This window comes from Rhodococcus sp. IEGM 1302, from assembly GCF_030056935.1.
Classification (GTDB): domain Bacteria; phylum Actinomycetota; class Actinomycetes; order Mycobacteriales; family Mycobacteriaceae; genus Rhodococcus_F; species Rhodococcus_F qingshengii.
Genome location: NZ_JASHKY010000008.1, coordinates 101657 through 121159 on the forward strand (window position 1 = coordinate 101657; position 19503 = coordinate 121159).

Below are 19503 nucleotides of genomic sequence, written 5' to 3' on the forward strand. Positions count from 1 at the left end.
TTCACGGCTATCGAGGTGCGCTGCCGCGCGCCGAAACGACTCCCACGAAGGACGGATGCATGAAGAAGTCGACACTCCGCACGGGAACGGTCGCGGCTTTGCTGACCGGAAGTGTCCTGTTGCTCTCCGCTGCCCCCGCCTCAGCCGACCCGGGAAGCCTCGGTAGCGGTGGCAGTAGCGGGAGTTCCGGAAGCTTGGGAAGCACGGGCAGCATCAGCAGCGGATCAGCCGCCCTTCCGATTCCGAGTCCGGCAGGGCTGATCGCGCTGGCAGCGGCGAGCACTCAGACCGGAAAGCCCTACCAGTGGGGCGGCGTCGGGCCGAACTCGTGGGACTGCTCCGGGCTGGTGCAATGGGCGTTTCGGCAGGCCGGCGTGAATCTGCCACGGACCAGCCAACAGCAGGCCAACGTCGGACAGCCGGTTCCCCGGTGGGCCCTCGCCCCCGGCGACGTCATCACCTTCTACCCCGGTGCGACGCACGTCGGCATCTACGCTGGGTTCGGAATGGTGTTCAACGCCTACGGAGTTGGTGTTCCGACCGGACTGACGCCGCTGGCGGATCTGCCGATCAACAACATCCGCAGGTTCTAGAACCTGCACAGAACCTTCACAAGTCCTCCCAGGTTCATCCACGAGGGCCGAATACAGTCAGTTCCATGAGTCAGCGAAGAGTGCTCGTGGTCGACGACGAGGTCAGCATCTGCGAGTCCATCGCGGCGAGGCTGCGTGCCGAGGGCTACGACGTCGAGCTGGCGTTCGACGGTCCCAGCGCGGTGGCCCGCTGCGAGCAGATGGACGCAGACCTGGTGGTACTCGACGTGATGATGCCGGGATTCGACGGACTCGAAGTCTGCCGCCGCATCCAGGCCGTGCGCCCGGTGCCTGTGCTGATGCTGACCGCTCGCGCCGATGAAACGGACATGCTGATCGGTCTCGGCGTCGGGGCCGACGACTATCTGAGCAAGCCGTTCAGCATGCGTGTGCTCGTCGCCCGGGTGCAGGCTCTGCTTCGGCGTGCGGATCGCGCGGAGCACGCTGCTCGCCCGGTGGCCGACCTCCTCGAGTTCGGTGACGTCGTGATCGACCTGACCGAACGTCGAGTGCGCCGTGATGCGCAAGAAGTTCACCTGACTCGCACCGAATTCGATCTCATCGCCTATCTGGCGGAGCGGCCGCGAGCCGCGATCCCGCGGGAGTCGCTGCTCGAGGAGATCTGGGGCTGGGGTGAGGGAGCGGGCAGTCGGACCGTCGACAGCCACGTCAAGGCACTGCGACGCAAGCTCGGACCTTCCGTGATCCGGACCGTTCACGGCGTCGGGTACGCCTGGGACGTGCCGCGATGAGCGGCGTCGACCGACTCTTTGCACGGTGGCCGCGGCCGCTGGACCCGATGCGGTCCTTCAAGGTGAAGGTCGGCCTCCTGGTTGTCGCAGCACTGGTGTTCGCCGCGGGTGGTTTCTGGCTGACGTCGCAACAACCGTTTCGTTTTGCTCTACTGACGGCGTTGGTTGTCGCTCTCGGCGTTACGCAGGTGCTCGCACACGGGATGACGTCACCGCTTCGCGAGATGACGGCCGCGGCGAAGGCGATGGCGCGCGGCGACTATTCGCGGCGAGTACGAGCGACTTCCAGAGACGAAGTAGGCGAACTCGCCCATGCGTTCAATCGGATGGCCGAGGACCTCGGGGCCGACGACCGGTACCGCCGCGAGTTGATCGGCAACGTCTCCCACGAATTACGGACGCCCATCACCGCTTTGCAAGCCATGCTCGAGAACGTCGTCGACGGTGTCGAAGAACCGGATCCGGCGATGATGAAATCGGCGCTGCGGCAGACGGAACGACTGGGCGCGCTGGTAGCCGACCTTCTCGATCTCTCGAAACTCGAGGGTGGCGCTATGCCGTTGAAACGCCGCCGTTTCGAGGTCGAGCCGTTCCTACGCGAGCTGTCGAGTGTGAGTGCGGGCGACATCGAGATAGACGTCAAGCCTCCGCAATTGTCCGTGGTCGCCGATCCGGATCGCCTCCATCAGGTGGTGACCAACCTGGTGGACAACGCGGTTCAGCACGGGAACGTCGACACCAAAGTTGTGATCCGAGTACGTACCGGCAGCGCGGGGGAGTTGGTGCTCGACGTCCACGACGACGGCCCCGGCATCGAACCACAGGCCCGTGAGCGAGTGTTCGACCGCTTCATCCGCGGCGGCTCGACCGACGGGGGCACCGGACTCGGCCTCGCGATCGCGAAGTGGGCGGTCGAATTACATGACGGCAGGATTGCCGTCGTCGATGCCCCGTCGGGTTGTTGCATTCGAGTAGTGCTGCCGCAGAACTGAATCAAAGTCCCTGACGAGATCGAGAGATCTCGCGATGGCGCATGTCTTCATCGGCATTCGTCTGTACTTCCGACCCTGAAAAATTGAACCAGACACATAGGAGATCACATGAGCGCTCCGATAGTAATTCCACCGAAACCGCCGATGCCGGCCGTAAAACCCAAGCGTTCCAGCCGGTTCTGGCGTCCCGATCGCACTTCGATGGCCACCCGCTCGATGCTCCTCGGCGCGGCCGCAGTAGGGGTGCTTGCGGCCCTGATCCTCGACCCAGGGTTCGCGAGTATCGCGTACGTGATCGTGGGTGCCGGTGTGGTGATCGTCTTCGGGATTCTGACGCCGCCGCGGATGACCGTGACGCAGTGGGTCGCCGCCATCGGGATGCTCGCACTGCTGGGTGTTGCCGCCGTTCGCGGTGCGGAGTGGTTGGTGTTCCTCTGCGTCGTAGCTGCGTGGGTTCTGTTCACGTGGACTCTGATCGGCGGGCGGACGTGGACCGGAATACTTCTGGGAACGGTCGCTCCCTGGCGGGCACCGCACCGGACGGTCAACTTCGTTCGTCGTCGAAAACTTGCTACCCGCTCTGCTCCGCGGGTGCCGGCGGCGCGAGTTGTCGTCGTAAGCGCAGTATCGATTATTCTCCTGCTGATTTTCGGATCTTTGTTCGTGAGTGCGGATCCGGAGTTCGCGAAGATCTTCGACGGCTTCGCTCCTGCCATCTCGGTGTCGAACCCGGGAGCACGGATCTTTGCCGGCGTCGTGATGGCGTTCGGCACGCTGGTTGCGGTGTATCTGCGCCGCAGAACGCCGACGGTGGACGCGTTTGCACCTGCGCAGGCGATGCCGTTGCCGATGTGGGAGTGGGCGGTCCCGCTCGGAGTACTCAACGTGCTGTTCCTCGGTTTTGTTGCAGTACAGACGAAGACGCTGTTCGGGGGAGACGAGCACGTACAGGTGACCGATGGACTGACCTATGCGGACTATGCGCGTGAGGGTTTCTGGCAGCTCATGGCGGTTACCGTGCTGACGCTGCTCGTCATCGCCGTCGCAGTGCGGTACATCGACCGCCGCGACGCTGGATCGAGGCGTCTTGCCCGCGGACTGCTGGGTGCCCTGTGTGTTTTCAGCCTGGTGATCGTGGCGTCCGCTGTGCACCGGATGTGGTTGTACGAGAATCAGTACGGTTTCACGGTGCTCCGGGTCAGCGTCTTCGCGACAGAGCTGCTTCTTGGCTTCGTGTTCGTGTTGTTGCTCGTCGCAGGTATTCGGATGTCCGGGAAGTGGCTGCCCACAGCTGTTCTCGCCACTTCGGCCGTCGCGCTGCTGGCCTTCGCGGTGTTCAACCCCGACGCGTACATCGCGCAAAAGAACATGGAACGGTTCGAGGGCGGCAAGAGCATCGACGTTTCCTACTTACGCGGGCTCTCCGTCGACGCGGTACCTGCCTTGGATCGTCTACCGGAACCGCAGCGTTCATGTGCCTTGAGCAGATATCGATTCGGAGTGCCGGGCACCACTGCACCCTGGGAGTTCAACGCAGCGCGTGAGAAGGCCCGCGACATCCTGGAAGCTCGCCCGGTGGGGCCGTGCCTGCAGATGTACACGGTCGGATAGACGCAGGGCGATTGTGCAGCCGCGCGGCAGATGGCCTGCGCGGCTGCATAATCGGCGAGCGCCGCCTGGTCGATCAGTGCACGGCGAGTGAGATTTTCTCCCGTTCCTCTGCGGACACCAAGTCTCGGGTGGATCGTAAGTCGACGGTCACGCTGTGGAGTTTGCCGCCGTAGCGGAACGTGCCCTTGTCCGCGAACTCTTCCGCGACCGGGCTTCCCCGGTTGATGCCGACGTCGAGCTGTTCGTTCATGCTGAAGATCGCCCGAGTGGTCTTCTCGATCCGGCCTTCGGAGACCACCTCGTCGTCGACGCTCAGGGTTGCGGTTCCACCCTTGCCGATTCCGCCGCCGTCGTACTCGAAGTGGACGGACACCTCGCGTGCATTGGGTGCCAGCGGGTTGCGCCCACGCACGAAGGTCCGACCACCGCCGCTGAAGTTGTAGCAGTAGACGGGGACGGAATCGAGTATGTACAAAGCGAATCCGCCGAACCGGCCACCGAGGCTGACCAGCATGCCGTCGGCGACGCTACCCAGACTTGCGGTCAACGTGTACGAGCGGTTGAAGAACGTCGGCGCGGCTTTCTCGACCAGACCGTTCATGTGTGGGTACAGCGTGAGGGTCTTGCGGCCCATCATCGGATGCGGGGGTCGTGATTCCGCGGTGGCGTGGCGACCGACCGTTCTGTCGTCCAGCGGCAGCACCTGATATTTGGCCGCCTCGACGAGGAACTTTTCCTTGAGCCGGGCGAGGATCTCGGGATGCTCGTCCGCGAGATCGCGGGCCTGCGACCAGTCGACCGAGGTGTCGTACAGCTCCCAACGGTCCTCGCTCATCGGTGTGAGCTCGAGGCCGTGAGTGGCCATCAGCCAGGGTGCGCGGTGGGCCGTGACTGCGGTCCAACCGTGATCGTAAATTCCGCGGTTGCCGAAGATCTCGAAATACTGTGTGGTGTGGCGCTCTTCGGCATCGGGCTCGGCGAAGGTGTAGTTCATCGCCACGCCTTCCATCGGTTTCTGGGTGACCCCGTCGACGCTGGTCGGTGCCGGAATACCGGCAGCTTCCAGGATTGTCGGCGTGATGTCGACGCAGTGATGCCACTGCTCCCTGATTCCTGGCTTGTCGATCCCCTTGGGCCAGTGGGTGATCAGACCGTTTCGGGTACCGCCGTAATGGGACGCAACCTGCTTGGCCCACTGGTAAGGGGTGTCGAGAGCCAGAGCCCACGACGCCGGATAGTGCGGGTAGCTGGTTTCGGTCCCCAATTCGTCGTAGCGCGCCAGTACGTCGGATGTCGCACTCTTGTAACCGTTGAGGCCGGCGAGGTAGTTGAACGAGCCCTCCATTCCGCCTTCCGCGGAAGCGCCGTTGTCACCCATCATGTAGAGCACCAGAGTGTTGTCGAGTACACCCATGTCCTGCAACCGGTCGACGAGCCTGCCTACCTCGTCGTCGGTGTGCTCGAGAAACGCCGCGTACAACTCCATCAAACGGGCCGAGACCCTCTTCTGGTCGTCGTCGAGTTCGTCCCAGTGTGGGAGCCCTGGAGCCCACGGGGCCAATTCGGTATCAGGAGCGACGACGCCCAGTTCCTTCTGCTTTTGGAGGGTGATCTCGCGTTGGCGATCCCACCCGTGATCGAATTCGCCGACGTACTTGTTCAGGTATCGGTCCGGAACCTGGAGTGGAGCGTGGCACGCGCCGAAGGGGAGATAGCAGAACCACGGCTTGTCGGGGTCCATCGTGTTGACGCCCTCGACCCATTCGATCGCGTGGTCGACGAGATCCTCTGACAGGTGGTAACCCTCCTGTGGTGTCTTGGGTAAGTCGACCATCGTGAAGTCCTCGTAGAGAACCGGGGTGAACTGGTCGGACTCGGCACCGAGGAAACCGTAGAACTTGTCGAAACCCTCACGGACCGGCCACCGATCGAACGGCCCGGCAGCGGTGGTCTCCCACGTCGGGGTCTGGTGCATCTTGCCGAAAGCACCTGTCGCATAGCCGTTTCCCTGTAGGACGCGTGCGACCGTGGCGGCAGAGGCGGGGCGGGTCCCGTTGTATCCCGGTGCCGCGTTGGCCATTTCGGAGATGACACCCATACCGACACTGTGGTGGTTGCGCCCGGTCAGTGTGGCGGCACGCGTCGGCGAGCACAGAGCCGTGGTGTGGAATCGGCTGTATTTCACGCCGGTTTCGGCCAAACGCTCGGCGGTGGGGGTGCGGCACGGGCCACCGAACGCGGAGGGTGCGCCGAATCCGACGTCGTCGATCATGATCAGCAGCACGTTCGGGGCCCCGGCCGGCGGGCGAAGCGGTTCCGGGCGGGTGTACGGGGGATTCTGATCGGGGTAGTACACGGCGGCCGCGACGTTCGGCGTCTCGGGAATGATCGGAATGGAATGGCGATTCACCAGCAGGCTCCTTGGCGTGTGCAAAACCGGGCGGATTAAGCTGTCGTCTTAATCTGGAGCGTATCGATCGGAATTCAGTTGGCGGCGTATGTCTCGTTGACTGGGACAACTACCCCCGTGAGTGGTTAAGGAGTCCCTGCACTCCCTAACCGCGCACAGGGGATGGGGCTTGCGGAATTAAGACAGTGACTTATATGGTCGGTGTATGCCCGCCTCGTTGGATGCCAAGAACGCCATGATCGCCGTCGCCGAGCGGATGTTCGCCGAGCAAGGTATTCACGAAGTGTCCATGCGGGACGTGGCGACTGCGGCCGGGCAGCGCAACAACTCTGCAGTTCAGTATCACTTCGGTGGGCGAGACGGTCTGGTGCTGGCCGTATTCCGGCATCGGATGGATCAGATCAACGCAGCGCGACTGACGTATCTCGACGACATCGACGCCAGTGGGCGGACCGACTTGGTCCGTGCTTTGGTCGAAGCCTTTCTGTACCCGCTGGCAGATTTTCTGGCGACGGTCGACGGTTCCAACTATGCGAGGTTCATTGCCCGAATCTCACCTTCGGTGGATACGCAGAGTGCTGAGTTCCGCGAGGTCAGCGAGGGGATCAACGAAGTTGTCGTCAGGTTGACGCGGGCGTTGCCGCATCTATCTCGCCGCGTCGCGGTCGAACGGATCGATCTGACGTTCAACATGAGCGTCTCCGCTCTGGCAATCTTCGAGCAGCGCCGCGAAGACGAAAACCCGGTTGTGCAGGCAGATTTCGATACGACAGTGGATCATCTGGTCGATCTCGCGGTAGGAGCACTGACCGCGCCCCAAAGCGCACACAAACGCACACGAGCAAAGCGGGTGCACGCGTCGACTGACGTGTGACCCCGCGACACGACACGACAGGACGGAGTCATTCGATGGCTACCCTTACATCCTCACGAACAGTCCAAATCGGCAATCACACAATCGAATTCGGACCACGCGGAATGAGGCGAAACCCGGAAGGCGTTGAATCGAGGCCGTACGAGCGGTTCACTCTGACACCCGTCACACCATTCATCGGTGCCGAGATCAGCGATATCGACTTGCGTGACCCGTCGGAGGAGCAGATCGAGGACGTGCGTCGGGCCCTCCTCGAATGGAAGGTCGTGTTCTTTCGGGACCAGCCGATTTCGAGCGTGAATCATCGTGACTTCGCGGCCCATTGGGGTGAACTCGAGGTTCATCCACTTCTCCCGCAGGGAGAGGTCCCGGCAGTCGTCAGATTCGAACGCGGAGAGGACAGTCCAGGAACCGAGAACATCTGGCACGTCGACGTCACCTGGACGAAGACGCCGCCGCTCGGTTCAGTACTTCGGGCGATCGACGTACCGCCTGCCGGTGGTGACACGCTCTGGGCTGATATGGGTAACGCCTTCGACTGCCTCCCCGACGAGATCAAGGACTTGATCGACGGCAAGGACGCCATCCACGATTTCGTGCCGTCCTTCGGACGCGGCATGAGCCCGGAGAAGTTGGAACAGATGAAGGAGCAGTACCCGCCGGTCCTGCACCCGATGGTGCGTAAGCATCCGGAGACCGGGCGTAAGACTCTGTTCGTCAACAGCCTTTTCACCACCCACATTCCGGACATGGATCCTGTCGAAGGCAACGATCTGCTCAACCTGCTGTTCGCGCAGGTCAAGGTCCCGGACTTTCAGTGCCGCTTCAAGTGGGCGCCGAATTCCATTGCCTTCTGGGACAACCGGGCTACCCAGCACTACGCAGCGAGTGATTACTTCCCTCATCGCCGCGTCATGGAGCGGGTGGCCATCCTGGGGGACGTGCCCTTCTGATCTACTCCTGCGGAATGCGGATGATGCACCGGAAGCCGACGTGGCAGGTTGAGGACTCCTCGGATTCGCCCTGCCGCGCGGCGGGGCGGTAGCGCAAGCAGTAGTTCGGTGCACACAGATGTGAGCCGCCTTTGATCACCCGTCGTGCGTAGGGTTCGCCCACCAACGCCTCCGTGGCGAACTCCGCTCGGGGATTACGAGGAATGCAGCACGACGAGGCCGGCGCGACGTTCTTGGAACTGCGGGCGTGGTCCGATGTGTAGTGATCGGCCGTCCATTCCCACACGTTCCCGGCCATGTCGAACAGTCCGTAGCCGTTGGGCCGGAACTTTCCGACCGGAGCGGTGCGCTCGTAACCGTCCTCGAGCAGATTCTCCCAGGGGAACTGGCCCTGCCACACGTTGCCACCGGGCCGCCCGCCCGGAGAGTCGTGATCGCCCCACACGTACGCCTGGCGATCGAGTCCACCGCGGGCGGCAAACTCCCACTCGGCCTCGGTCGGGAGTTCCTTGCCGGCCCACGCGGCGTAGGCCTGGGCGTCGAAGTACGACACGTGGGTGACGGGGTGCCGTTCACGTCCCCCGACGTTGCTGTGGGCGCCCTCGGGATGGCGCCAATCGGCGCCGGGAGTGAACGACCACCACTGGGTGTAGTCGTCAAGTGAAACCGGGCCGGGTGGCGAAGTGAAGACCAACGATCCCGGAACGAGGAGGGCTGGATCGGCGTCGGGATAGTCGGCGGCATCCGGGGCGATTTCAGCAGTGGTGACGTGGCCGGTTGCCTTCACGAAGCGTCGGAACTCGGCGACCGTCACCGCCGTCGTGTCCATCCAGAATCCGTCGACGGTGACCTGGTGAACTGGGCGTTCTTCCGGATAGAAATCTTCGGAGCCCATCCAGTACGTCCCACCCGGGATCAAAGACATGTTCTTCGGGGGAGTAGCCGTGGAGTGAGGCGTCGTCATGAATTCAAGAATGGCACGTTGGTCGCGCCGATGTGGGGAGAGTCCCACCTGGTGCCCTCGGCAGGATTCGAACCTGCGACCCTTCCTTTAGGAGAGGAATGCTCTATCCCCTGAGCTACGAGGGCGGGGAGCGTACCGACAAGCGCTGAAAACCCTGTGCTGCCGGGGTTTTCGCTTCCCGATACTGCTGTTGCGTCCGCTCGACCTGTCGGCACGAAGCCTCGGGCGTCACAGCTGCGCTAGTCAGTGTAGCGGCCCGCCGACGAGGTCGCGAAGTCGACGGTATCGCCGGGTGCAAGCAGGAGCCGAACCGATCGCACTGATCGCAATGGTGTTCACCGCGGAGCAGGCACGGCATCGTGCGGGAATGCCCCGCAGAATCCGATTCAACGCCTTTGCCATGAACTGCGTCGCCCACCAATCACCAGGTCTGTGGCGCCACCCGGAGGACCAGTCGTCCAGGTACACGGATCTGAGGTACTGGACGGAATTGGCGAAGCTCCTCGAGCGTGGACGATTCGACGGGCTGTTCCTGGCCGACGTGTTGGGAACGTACGACGTGTACGGCGGCAATCACGACGCAGCGCTGCGGCAGGGCGCGCAGGTACCGGTCTCGGACCCGCTACTGCTGGCGTCGGCGATGGCTGCCGTGACCGAGCACTTGGGCTTCGGGATCACCGCAGGTACAGCTTTCGAGCATCCCTACCCGTTCGCTCGGCGCTTGAGCACCCTCGACCACCTGACGAACGGGCGAATCGGGTGGAACGTGGTCACCGGATACCTCCCCTCGGCCGCACGGAACATGGGCGAGGACGACCAACTCCAGCACGACGATCGCTACGACCACGCGGACGAGTACCTCGAAGTTCTCTACAAGTTGTGGGAAACGTCGTGGGAAGACGACGCGGTGGTGCGTGACAGAACCACCGGGGTCTACACGGACCCCGCCAAGGTTCATCCGATCGAGCACGAAGGCAAGCACTTCACGGTTCCGGGCATCCACATCTCCGAACCTTCTCCGCAGCGGACGCCGGTCATCTTCCAGGCCGGCGCGTCGCCTCGTGGGGTGCGGTTCGCCGCTGCGAATGCCGAGGCGATCTTTGTGGGTGCACCGACAAAGGCGATTCTCAAAGACACCGTTGCCCGAATCCGAAACGAACTGACGAAGGTCGGGCGAGATCCGTACTCGGCCCGCATCTACACACTGTTGACGATCATCACCGACCGAACCCCCGAGTTGGCCCAGGCGAAGCTCGAGGACTACCGCAGCTACGCGAGTAGTGAAGGCGCGCTCGTTTTCACCTCGGGGTGGATGGGAATCGACCTCTCCGGATACCGAGCGGACGAGCCGATCGGGAACGTCGAGAGCAATGCCATTCAATCCGCGGTCGCATCGTTTCGTCAGGCCGACGAGAAGGGCGGCGAATGGACGGTGGGGGACATCGCGGAGTGGGCGGGCATCGGCGGGCTCGGCCCGATCGTTGTCGGTTCCGGCGCGGAGGTCGCCGACGAGTTGCAGGAGTGGGTGTCCGAGACCGACGTCGACGGTTTCAATCTCGCGTACGCGGTGACTCCCGGAACCTTCGAAGACATTGTTGAGCATGTGATTCCGGAGCTGATCAAACGAGGTGCCTACCAGGACGACTACGATGAGGGAACGCTGCGCAACAAACTGTTCGGGCGAGGGGACAGGCTGCCGCTCGAACACCGAGGCCGGAGCTTCGACCGGATCCGCACTGCCGGCTGAGCGGGGACCTCAGGACCAACCGGACCCGGGTACGTGAACCGAGGTGGTGAGGTCGACGGCCTCGATGTCCGAAGACCTCAACTCTTCACCGCACACACTGCAACCCAAGCGTGCTTCGAACCGTTTACCGCAGGCCTTGTGATGGAGAACGATGTCCGGGCCGTCCGCGGATCTGAACCAACGCTGACCCCAGGAGATCATGCACATCACCACGGGGAAATACGCCGTGCCCTTGGCGGTGAGTCGATACTCCGACCACTGTGGGCGATCCGGAAGCGGACGCGTTTCCATCACACCGATCTCGGTGAGGTGCTTCAAGCGATCCGCGACTATCGCCGGTGGTGCACCGGTGATCTCGGCGAACTCTCCGTAACGGCGAGCGCCTCGGAAAGCTGCACCGATGATCGCCGCTGACCAGCGATTGCCGACAAGTTCCATCGTGTGAGCCAGAATCTCCGGACGGCGTTCGGACTTGGTGGAGCGTCGCCGCGATGTTGCTTCCGGGACACTGCGTGAGAAGTCCCCACTCGGACCCATTTGGGAGTCCAGGGATCGTACGTCCACGTCCTCGCCGCACTCCTTGCAGCGCAGGATCGGGGTGAAGTCGTTTCCGCAGGTGCTGTGCCGCAGTGGTGGAAGCGGCTGGGTTTCATTGGGCGCCCACTGCTTCTCCCACGACCACATGGTGATGAGGACGGGCCAGATCGACTGCCCTTTGCGGGTGACCGAGTATTCGTGCCTGGGCGGGTTCTGCTGATACTCACGACGCTCGAGCATTCCGCCGGCCGTCAGGACCGCCAACCGTGAGGACAATACGGAGTTGGAGATTCCCCCGAGGGCGAGCCAGTCGTTGTATCGCCGCGACCCCAACAGGGCGAATCGCAGAATCCAGAGGTTCCACTCGTCCCCCAACAACCCGAGCGTGACGGCCAGTGCGTTCGGACCGCCGGCAGGCAACTCGGTGACGCCCGCCGACGCGGTGGGTGTCGAAGATCCGGCTGCATTCACTCGTACCACCCCGAAATCATAGGCCGCGAACCCTGCGGCACCGCGAGACCGTACCGAATGGTCTGCAGAAAGAGTCGGGAATCACTCGGTGCGGGCAATGAGTAACGCTTCCTGAGTGATCTGGCAGATCTGGAGTCCGGACTGATCGAAGACCGCGGCATTCACTACTGCTCTGCCGGTGTGAGCTGTGGGGGTCGAGTGCTCGAAGAGCAGCCACTCGTCCGCCCGCACAGGGCGTTGAAACCACATCGTGTGATCGAGGGACACACCAGTCCAGTCCGTGTCGAGCGAGTGCTCCTGCCCGATGTCGTAGCCGTGCGGAGTCAGTGCGGTTGCCATCAGCATCAGATCACTGGCATAAGCGAGAGCAGCCACGTGAATCAGTGGATCGTCGCTCAGCCGCTGAGCCGAACGCATCCAGATGTTGCGCGGAGGCGCCGCCGAATGCGCGGTGGGGGAGTGCGAATCAAGGGGGGAAACACGAATCTCGATGGCGGAGAACTCCTCCCACACCTCACCCAACCCGCCGTCTGCCTCGGCCAACTCTTGCAACGTCACGCACTCAGTGGGCGGGAGTGCGGTAGGTACTGCGCGACTGTGAGTGATGCCCTCGTCGATCGAGGAGGCAGAGACCGTCGAACGGCAGACGAGTCGTCCGTCCTGGTGGACGTCGACGCCTCTGGTGGACAGGCGTTTTCCGTCCCGAAGGCGATCTACCGAGAACTCGGTCGCGCGATTCGTCGACCCCGGGCGAAGGAAGTGGGTGTGGACGGAACTGATCGCTTTGCCGTCGGTAACCGTGTGCCCGGCTGCGAGAATCGACTGGGCTACCAGTTGGCCGCCGAACAGCTGAGGCAGCCGAACACCGTCGTTCGACCCTTGCCACCGGTCCGGGCCGGTCGATTCCAGATCGAAGACGTCGGCGAGACCACTCGTGGGGGCGCTCACGACGCGTGGTTTCGTGCCGGACGGGGTGGACGAGGTAAGAATCCGCTGGTCCGGGCGACGTAGTCGTCGTAGGCCTGCCCCTTGCTCTTGCGCATGCCGCGTTCGAGAAGGGCCTTACCGCTGTAGCTCACCAGCAGTTTGATCATGACGATCGGAGAGACGATCGTGATCAGCGCCAATGGATCACCAAGCGCGAGGATGAACAGTCCGACCCAGACGCATGCATCACCGAAGTAGTTGGGATGGCGGGTCCAGGCCCAGAGCCCACGGTCCATCACCTTCCCGGCATTGGCCGGATCAGCTTTGAAGCGGGAAAGTTGGTAGTCTCCAACCGATTCGAAGACGAAGCCGACGGTCCAGACCGCGATGCCGATCGCGCCGAGGACTCCGAGGGCGCGAAACTCGTACATCGCGAACTGGACGGGCAGCGACACCACGAGAATGAGAACGCCCTGGAGGCCGTAGATTTTGCGAATCAGGAACGGAACCAGCGGTCCCTGTTGATGTTTGAGCAGGGCAGTGTAGCGCTTGTCCTGCCCGTGCCCACGGTTTCGGAAGCCGATGTAGAGGCCGAGTCGCATTCCCCACACCACGGTCAGAGCCAGCACGACGAGGCGACGCAGATCGTTGCCGTCCGACCCGATGGACGTCAGGTACGAGACGACGGCGACGACGGCAAAGCCAGGCCCCCAGCAGATGTCGATGATCGAGTGATTGTTCATCCGGATGGCGACGGCCATCACGACTGCGATGAAGACGAGGACGGCGAGTGCGCTCACACCGAAGTTCAGTGCAAGGTCGCCCAGTGGGATGTCGGTCATGCGCGCGCTTTCCGATTGTGGTGGTCGAGCAGTTCGGAAGCGAAGTCCGCGAAGGCTTCCTGTGCGCTCGGATAGGTGTGAGGAGCGCCGAGTCGGCTGGTCACGAGTAGCGCGTCGAGCGCTTTGGCATCGAGTTCTGTGGTGGTGGGCAAGAACTCGGTCGAGCCCTCGACGGCGTCGGCCGAACGCACCCCGTTACCTGCCGTGACGATCACCTGCCCGTTGGTCGTGGACTCGGGATCGACGAGGGCGGTGACCACCGGGGCTACCAGGTCGGCACCCATGATGTCGATGAATCGTGGATCCATTCCGGACTCGGTCATCTGCGTAGTGGCATAGGGCAGTACGACATTGGTGAAGACGTTGCGACTCGCACCTTCGCCGGCTGCGGTACGTCCCAATGCGATGACTGCTCCCTTGCTGGCGGCGTAGGCGGACACGGTGGGTTCTCCGTGCAGTCCTGCGGTCGAGGAAATCATCACGATGCGCCCGAATCCGGCTTCGCGCATCACTCGGGAGGCTTCGGCGGCGACCAGTGCGGTTCCGACGACGTTTGTCGTGATGACGGTGCTGAGGTTCTCGGCGGTGGTGCGATGAAGCATCTGCGGTGCGCTGACCGCGGCGCTGGTGATGCAGAAATCGAGTCGTCCGAACCGAGTGAGAGCGTCGTCCACCAACTTTCGGCCGACGTCGGGGTCGGTGACGTCGTCGTGGTTGGCGACGGCCTGTCCACCGGTTTCGAGGATTTCGTCGACAACCTGATCTGCAGGGCCCCGGCCGCTCGCGTCGACGGTGCGATTTCGATTGTTGACGATCACCGTGACCCCTCGGCTCGCGAGATGCAATGCGACGGCACGGCCGAGGCCCTTACCCCCTCCCGTGACGACGGCAACGCGGCCCGAGAGTGAACTGACGGTCATGAGGCGACCCGTTCGACGAGCACCGCGACTCCGACACCGGCGGCGCCGCTGACCGCGGCCACACCGTAGCGTCCGTCGCTCCGTACCAGTTCGTCGACACATGCGCCGACGAGAATTGCTCCGGTGGCGCCGAATGCATGGCCCATCGCCATCGTGCCTCCGTTGGGGTTCATGCGGTCCGGCCCGGCGTCAAGATCGCGGCGGAACCGTAGGCAGAGTGCGGAGAACGCCTCTGCGAACTCGAACACGTCGATGTCCTGTGGACGAAGCCCGGCTCGCGCGATGACTGCCTCCACGGCGCTCTGGCCCGCAGTGAGCATGAGGACCGGATTCACCGAAGTCGAGGCGGATCCGATGATCCGTGCGCGAGGGGTCAAGCCGGCGCTCGCCGCGGCTTTCTCGGATCCGAGGAGTAGGAGCGCTGCGCCGTCGGCCATGGCGGGAGAGGATCCGACGGTGTGCAGGTGTTCGATCTTGCCGACCTCAGGGTAGGCGGCGAGCGCGAGTGCATCCTGACCGGCGGCGCCGAGCCCTTCGAAGGCCGGAGGCAGCGCTGCGAGTCCCTCTGCCGTCGTCTCTGCCCTGACCAGTTCGTCGTGCGCGATTCCGGCTTCACCATTTCTGCCGGGGACAGGCACAACGGACCGCTCGAATGCGCCGTTGCGCCAGGCCTCGGCAGCCTTGTGCTGGGTTTCGACGCCGTACGCATCCAACTCGTCGCGGGAGTACCCCTCGATCGTGGCATTCAAGTCGGCGGCAACACCCATATGGATGGAACCGATCTGCGCGATAGTTGCCGGATCGGTCCACAGCGGTCCTCGATCACTGAACATCGGAGTCCGGGAGACGCTTTCGACGCCACCGGCCACGACGAGGGACACGTCGTCGCCGCGAATGCGGGCCGCGCTCTGGCCGACTGCGTCGACGCCGGATGCGCAGAATCGGTTGAGGGTTGCGCCGGGGACGGAGTCGCCCCAACCGGCAAGGAGTGCGGCAGTTCTCGCGATGTTCGCGCCCTGCTCGTCCACCTGCGATGCGCAACCGAGAACGACGTCGTCGATCTGTTCTGCGGCGAGGTTCGTTCGACCCTGCAAAGCCTTGGCCAGGTGGACGACAAGATCGACTGGGCTGTGTTCGTGGAGGGCGCCTCGCGCCGATGCTCGACCGCGCGGCGTTCGCACGTAGTCGAGGACAAAAGCATCAGTCATTTTCAACCCTTCAATTAGTAGAGTTACTCTGCTAGTTGTAGTACGGTTGCGGTGAAATTACAACCGCCGTTGCGCGGGTATCTCGGTGACGTCACCGAGGCCGGATCGGCAAGGGGAGAGGTCATGACTGTTTCGAACATTTGGATTCTCGGCGGGTACCAATCCGACTTCGCACGGAACTTCACCCGTGAGGAACTCGATTTCGCGAACCTTGCCGAAGAGGTGGTGAACCACACCCTGGACGCGGCGAAGGTTCCTGCCACCGACATAGAGGTGATCCACGTCGGTAATGCCTTCGGGCAATTGTTTGCCGGCCAAGGTCAGCTGGGCGCGATGCCCGCCACCGTGCATCCAGACCTGTGGGGTGTGCCCTCGTCTCGGCACGAGGCGGCGTGCGCATCGGGCAGTATCGCTGTACTTGCAGCGATGGCAGACCTGCGCGCCGGCAACTACGACGTGGCTCTGGTGATGGGTATCGAACTGGAGAAGACGGTTCCGGGTGATGACGCGGCTGGCCATCTGGGCGCTGCAGCCTGGGTCGGACACGAAGGTCAGGAAGCAAAATTCATGTGGCCGTACATGTTCGACCGTGTGTCGAAGGAGTACGGGCGGCGTTACGGGATCGACGAATCTCACCTTCGCGCGATCTCGCAGATCAACTTCGCAAACGCGAAGAACAACCCCAACGCGCAGACACGCGGTTGGGCGGTGCCCGATCTACTCGGAAATGCGGGTGGTGACGACACCACCAATCCCGTTGTGGAAGGTGGTGTTCGACGATTCGATTGCAGTCAGGTGACCGACGGTGGCGCCGGGGTTGTGCTGGTGACGGACAAGTACCTCCGAGAGCATCCTGATGCCGCGGCGACTCCGCTGGCCCAGATCGCGGGCTGGGGTCACCGGACAGTTGGTTTAGGTCTCGAGCAGAAGCTGGCCCGCGACGCCGATAATCCCTACGTGATGCCACACGTTCGGGATGCGGTGATGGGTGCCTTCTCCCGGGCCGGAGTCGACCTGGCCGGGATAGACGGGATCGAAACACATGATTGTTTCACGGCGAGTGAGTATCTCGCGATCGACCACATCGGTCTGACCGCGCCCGGCGAGTCGTGGAAAGCCATCGAGAGTGGTGACATCGCCATGGGCGGCAAGCTACCGATCAACCCCAGCGGCGGTCTGATCGGCGGTGGTCATCCGGTGGGTGCCAGTGGTGTTCGAATGCTTCTCGACGCGGCCCATCAGGTGACGGGAACGGCCGGCGGTTTCCAAGTCGAGGGTGCGAGCCGCTTTGCGACGCTCAACTTCGGTGGAAGTACGGCCACCACCGTCAGTTTTGTTGTCGACGCAGTTTCCTGAAAGTGCAGCCCAACCCAGCCTTTCCCCATCAGTCGAAAAGAGAATTCCATGGACGTCGAAATCGTAGGCAAGTTGTTGTCCACCCTTCCCGCCGATGACGATCACCCGTATCGCACCGGCCCGTGGCAACCCCAGACCACCGAGTTCAAAGCGGACAACCTCGAAGTCGTATTCGGTGAGGTTCCGAAAGACCTCGACGGTGTCTACCTGCGTAACACCGAGAATCCGCTCCATCCCTCGATGAAGGCGTATCACCCCTTCGACGGTGACGGCATGATTCACATCGTGGGCTTTCGCGACGGAGAGTCGTTCTACCGCAACCGATTCGTACGTACCGACGGCTTGGCGGCCGAGCAGGATGCCGGCGCTGCGTTGTGGGCCGGGCTTGCCGAGTCTCCCAAACTCAGTCGCCCCGAGGGCGGCAAGGGTGCGCGCACCCGGATGAAGGACGCGTCCAGCACCGACGTCGTCGTTCACCGGGGGACTGCTCTCACCAGCTTCTACCAGTGCGGAGATCTGTATCGTCTCGATCCGATGTCGGCGGAGACACTCGGCAAGGAAAGCTGGAACGGCAAGTTCCCCTTCGAATGGGGTGTGTCCGCGCATCCGAAGGTGGACGACAAGACCGGAGAAATGCTGTTCTTCAACTACAGCAAGGAAGCGCCGTACATGCACTACGGCGTGGTGGACTCGGCCAACGAGTTGGTCCACTACGTCGACGTCCCACTTCCCGGTCCGCGCTTGCCGCACGACATGGCCTTCACGGAGAACTACGCGATCCTCAACGACTGCCCCTTGTTCTGGGATCCGGTTCTGCTGGAGAAGGGCGCGCACGTCGCGAATTTCCATCCCGATATCCCGCTGCGTCTCGGAGTCATCCCACGCCGCGGAAATACCTCTGACATCAAGTGGTTCGAAGCCGATTCGACCTATGTCCTGCACTTCGTGAACGCCTACGAAGAGGGGGACGAGATTGTTCTGGACGGTTTCTACCAGGGTGATCCGGAGCCGTCGGACAACGGTATGGGCAATCAGTGGGAGCGCGCCTTCCGTTTCCTCGCTCTCGATCGCATGCAGACCCGGCTTCACCGCTGGCGTTTGAACCTGGTCACCGGAGCCACGCGTGAAGAGCAACTCAGTGACTCGATCACCGAATTCGGCATGATGAACGGCAATTTCGCGGGTGAGAAGTACCGATACGCCTATGCGGCTTCTGGTAAGCCGTCGTGGTTCCTGTTCGACGGCTTGGTCAAACACGACCTGCTTACGGGGAACGAGGAACGATTCTCCTTCGGTGACGGCGTGTATGGAAGCGAGACCTCGATGGCACCACGCGTGGGTGGTACCGCCGAAGACGACGGCTATCTCATCACGTTGACCACCGACATGAACGAGGACGCGTCCTTCTGCCTGATCTTCGACGCTGCCCGCGTCGGAGACGGACCATTGTGCAAACTTCGCCTTCCCGAACGGATTTCGAGTGGCACCCACTCGACGTGGGCGCCGGGTGCCGAGCTCCGACGCTGGCAGAGTGCCGACACGGCAGCCGAAGCGGTCGGACTGTGACGGGCACGCACGACGCGGGCACGTGGGAGATCCTGCGGCAGGTGGTGATCGGTGCACGAGACCTGGACAAGACCGGTCAACAACTACGTGAAGCGTTGAATCTGGCACCAGGATTCACAGATCCACTGCTCGAAGACATCGGTTTGGCCGACGAGACCTTGGCCGTCGGGCCGCAGGCATTTCTCGAGATCGTCGCACCGCTCGACGAGACGGTCTCGCTGGCGAGATGGATCCGCAAGGGCGGAGGGGAGGGCGGCTATGCACTCTCGATCCAGGTTTCGAACATCGAGCCCTATCTGGAACGTGCAGCTGCGGCCGATGTTCGGACGGTGGCAGATCTCGAGGCCTACGGTCACCGGATCGTCCAACTTCATCCCGGTGATCTCGGACTGCTCGTGGAACTCGACGAGATTCCCGACGCCGACGAGTGGTTCTGGGATGAGACGGAGAAGGAAGTTTCCCTCGATCCCTGGGTCGACGACATCCTCGGCGTCGACGTGTCCTCGCCCGATCCGGCCAGGACGGCGACGCTGTGGGCCGAAGTGTTCGGAAAGGAACCGGTCTCGGCGCAACCACTCTCGATCAGGCTGGGATCACGCGTCGTGTCGTTCGTTCCGGGGGAGCGGTCGATGCTCACTGCAATCGATCTGGCGGCGTCGAGCGGCGCGTCTGCCGTCGAGCCCGGGCTGAGTGTCGGCGGCGTGGAGTTCCGGATTCACCCACGCTGAGCGTGCTTCACATCGAACGACAGAATTCGGGGCCGATCGCTCGAAGCGACCG

General features: G+C 62.9%; 17 protein-coding genes and 1 tRNA gene. 10 read left to right on the top strand and 8 right to left on the bottom strand.

All coding sequences use genetic code 11. The features are described from left to right. The first annotated feature begins 59 nt into the window (after positions 1-59). The 4 genes from QM609_RS14795 (at position 60) to QM609_RS14810 (ending at position 3948) form a co-directional block, all read left to right on the top strand. Entirely contained in the window at positions 60-593 is a 534-nt protein-coding gene (locus QM609_RS14795; RefSeq protein WP_020970417.1) for an NlpC/P60 family protein, read from the top strand. Between the two features lie 65 nt (positions 594-658). Then, positions 659-1345, top strand: coding sequence for a response regulator transcription factor (locus QM609_RS14800; protein WP_003940586.1), 687 nt, complete (start codon positions 659-661; stop codon positions 1343-1345). Beyond that, on the top strand, positions 1342-2337 hold the full coding sequence (locus tag QM609_RS14805; protein WP_050654680.1) for a HAMP domain-containing sensor histidine kinase: 996 nt from the start codon (positions 1342-1344) through the stop codon (positions 2335-2337). Before QM609_RS14800 ends, QM609_RS14805 begins: the two co-directional genes overlap by 4 nt. Before the next feature lie 108 nt (positions 2338-2445). Continuing rightward, the gene (locus tag QM609_RS14810) at positions 2446-3948 is read left to right on the top strand and encodes a DUF4153 domain-containing protein (protein WP_306170104.1); all 1503 of its coding nucleotides are present in this window, start codon (positions 2446-2448) and stop codon (positions 3946-3948) included. Positions 3949-4021: 73 nt separating this feature from the next. Here the strand turns inward: QM609_RS14810 and QM609_RS14815 are convergent, their stop codons facing one another. Beyond that, entirely contained in the window at positions 4022-6358 is a 2337-nt protein-coding gene (locus QM609_RS14815; RefSeq protein ID WP_050654678.1) for an arylsulfatase, read from the bottom strand. A 205-nt stretch (positions 6359-6563) separates the two neighbouring features. On the opposite strand from QM609_RS14815, the gene QM609_RS14820 reads away from it, so the two are divergent. Both QM609_RS14820 and QM609_RS14825 read left to right on the top strand, forming a co-directional pair. Beyond that, complete coding sequence (locus QM609_RS14820) at positions 6564-7232, top strand: TetR family transcriptional regulator (RefSeq protein ID WP_030534932.1); 669 nt, start codon at positions 6564-6566, stop codon at positions 7230-7232. 35 nt (positions 7233-7267) lie between these two features. Then, a complete protein-coding gene (locus tag QM609_RS14825) occupies positions 7268-8185 on the top strand; it encodes a TauD/TfdA dioxygenase family protein (RefSeq protein ID WP_050654720.1) in 918 nt (305 codons plus the stop codon). A 1-nt stretch (position 8186) separates the two neighbouring features. Here the strand turns inward: QM609_RS14825 and QM609_RS14830 are convergent, their stop codons facing one another. Both QM609_RS14830 and QM609_RS14835 read right to left on the bottom strand, forming a co-directional pair. After that, positions 8187-9149: a formylglycine-generating enzyme family protein gene (locus QM609_RS14830; RefSeq protein WP_050654677.1), complete on the bottom strand. Its 963-nt coding sequence runs from the start codon at positions 9147-9149 to the stop codon at positions 8187-8189. A 49-nt stretch (positions 9150-9198) separates the two neighbouring features. Beyond that, a tRNA-Arg gene (locus QM609_RS14835) sits at positions 9199-9274 on the bottom strand. 242 nt (positions 9275-9516) lie between these two features. On the opposite strand from QM609_RS14835, the gene QM609_RS14840 reads away from it, so the two are divergent. Then, the gene (locus QM609_RS14840) at positions 9517-10896 is read left to right on the top strand and encodes an LLM class flavin-dependent oxidoreductase (RefSeq protein ID WP_050654719.1); all 1380 of its coding nucleotides are present in this window, start codon (positions 9517-9519) and stop codon (positions 10894-10896) included. 9 nt (positions 10897-10905) lie between these two features. Here the strand turns inward: QM609_RS14840 and QM609_RS14845 are convergent, their stop codons facing one another. From QM609_RS14845 to QM609_RS14865, 5 genes are all read right to left on the bottom strand, one after another. Beyond that, positions 10906-11904 (bottom strand): winged helix-turn-helix transcriptional regulator, encoded by a 999-nt coding sequence (locus QM609_RS14845; RefSeq protein WP_003940366.1) that lies wholly within the window; start codon positions 11902-11904, stop codon positions 10906-10908. An 81-nt stretch (positions 11905-11985) separates the two neighbouring features. After that, complete coding sequence (locus QM609_RS14850; RefSeq protein ID WP_050654676.1) at positions 11986-12852, bottom strand: acyl-CoA thioesterase; 867 nt, start codon at positions 12850-12852, stop codon at positions 11986-11988. After that, the gene (locus QM609_RS14855) at positions 12849-13673 is read right to left on the bottom strand and encodes a DUF1295 domain-containing protein (protein ID WP_042451087.1); all 825 of its coding nucleotides are present in this window, start codon (positions 13671-13673) and stop codon (positions 12849-12851) included. The genes QM609_RS14850 and QM609_RS14855 overlap by 4 nt, the downstream gene beginning before the upstream one ends. Continuing rightward, on the bottom strand, positions 13670-14593 hold the full coding sequence (locus QM609_RS14860; protein ID WP_050654675.1) for an SDR family NAD(P)-dependent oxidoreductase: 924 nt from the start codon (positions 14591-14593) through the stop codon (positions 13670-13672). The genes QM609_RS14855 and QM609_RS14860 overlap by 4 nt, the downstream gene beginning before the upstream one ends. Next, the gene (locus tag QM609_RS14865) at positions 14590-15801 is read right to left on the bottom strand and encodes an acetyl-CoA C-acyltransferase (protein WP_050654674.1); all 1212 of its coding nucleotides are present in this window, start codon (positions 15799-15801) and stop codon (positions 14590-14592) included. Before QM609_RS14865 ends, QM609_RS14860 begins: the two co-directional genes overlap by 4 nt. 123 nt (positions 15802-15924) lie before the next feature. Between QM609_RS14865 and QM609_RS14870 the strand changes: the two genes are divergently transcribed. The 3 genes from QM609_RS14870 to QM609_RS14880 are packed head-to-tail and all read left to right on the top strand — an operon-like array spanning position 15925 to position 19451. Next, positions 15925-17157: an acetyl-CoA acetyltransferase gene (locus QM609_RS14870; protein WP_030534916.1), complete on the top strand. Its 1233-nt coding sequence runs from the start codon at positions 15925-15927 to the stop codon at positions 17155-17157. 48 nt (positions 17158-17205) lie between these two features. Next, positions 17206-18723 carry a carotenoid oxygenase family protein gene (locus QM609_RS14875; protein ID WP_003940450.1) on the top strand — a complete coding sequence of 506 codons (1518 nt, stop codon included), beginning with the start codon at positions 17206-17208 and terminating at the stop codon, positions 18721-18723. Continuing rightward, positions 18720-19451, top strand: coding sequence for a VOC family protein (locus QM609_RS14880; protein WP_050654673.1), 732 nt, complete (start codon positions 18720-18722; stop codon positions 19449-19451). The genes QM609_RS14875 and QM609_RS14880 overlap by 4 nt, the downstream gene beginning before the upstream one ends. Positions 19452-19503: the final 52 nt, after the last annotated feature.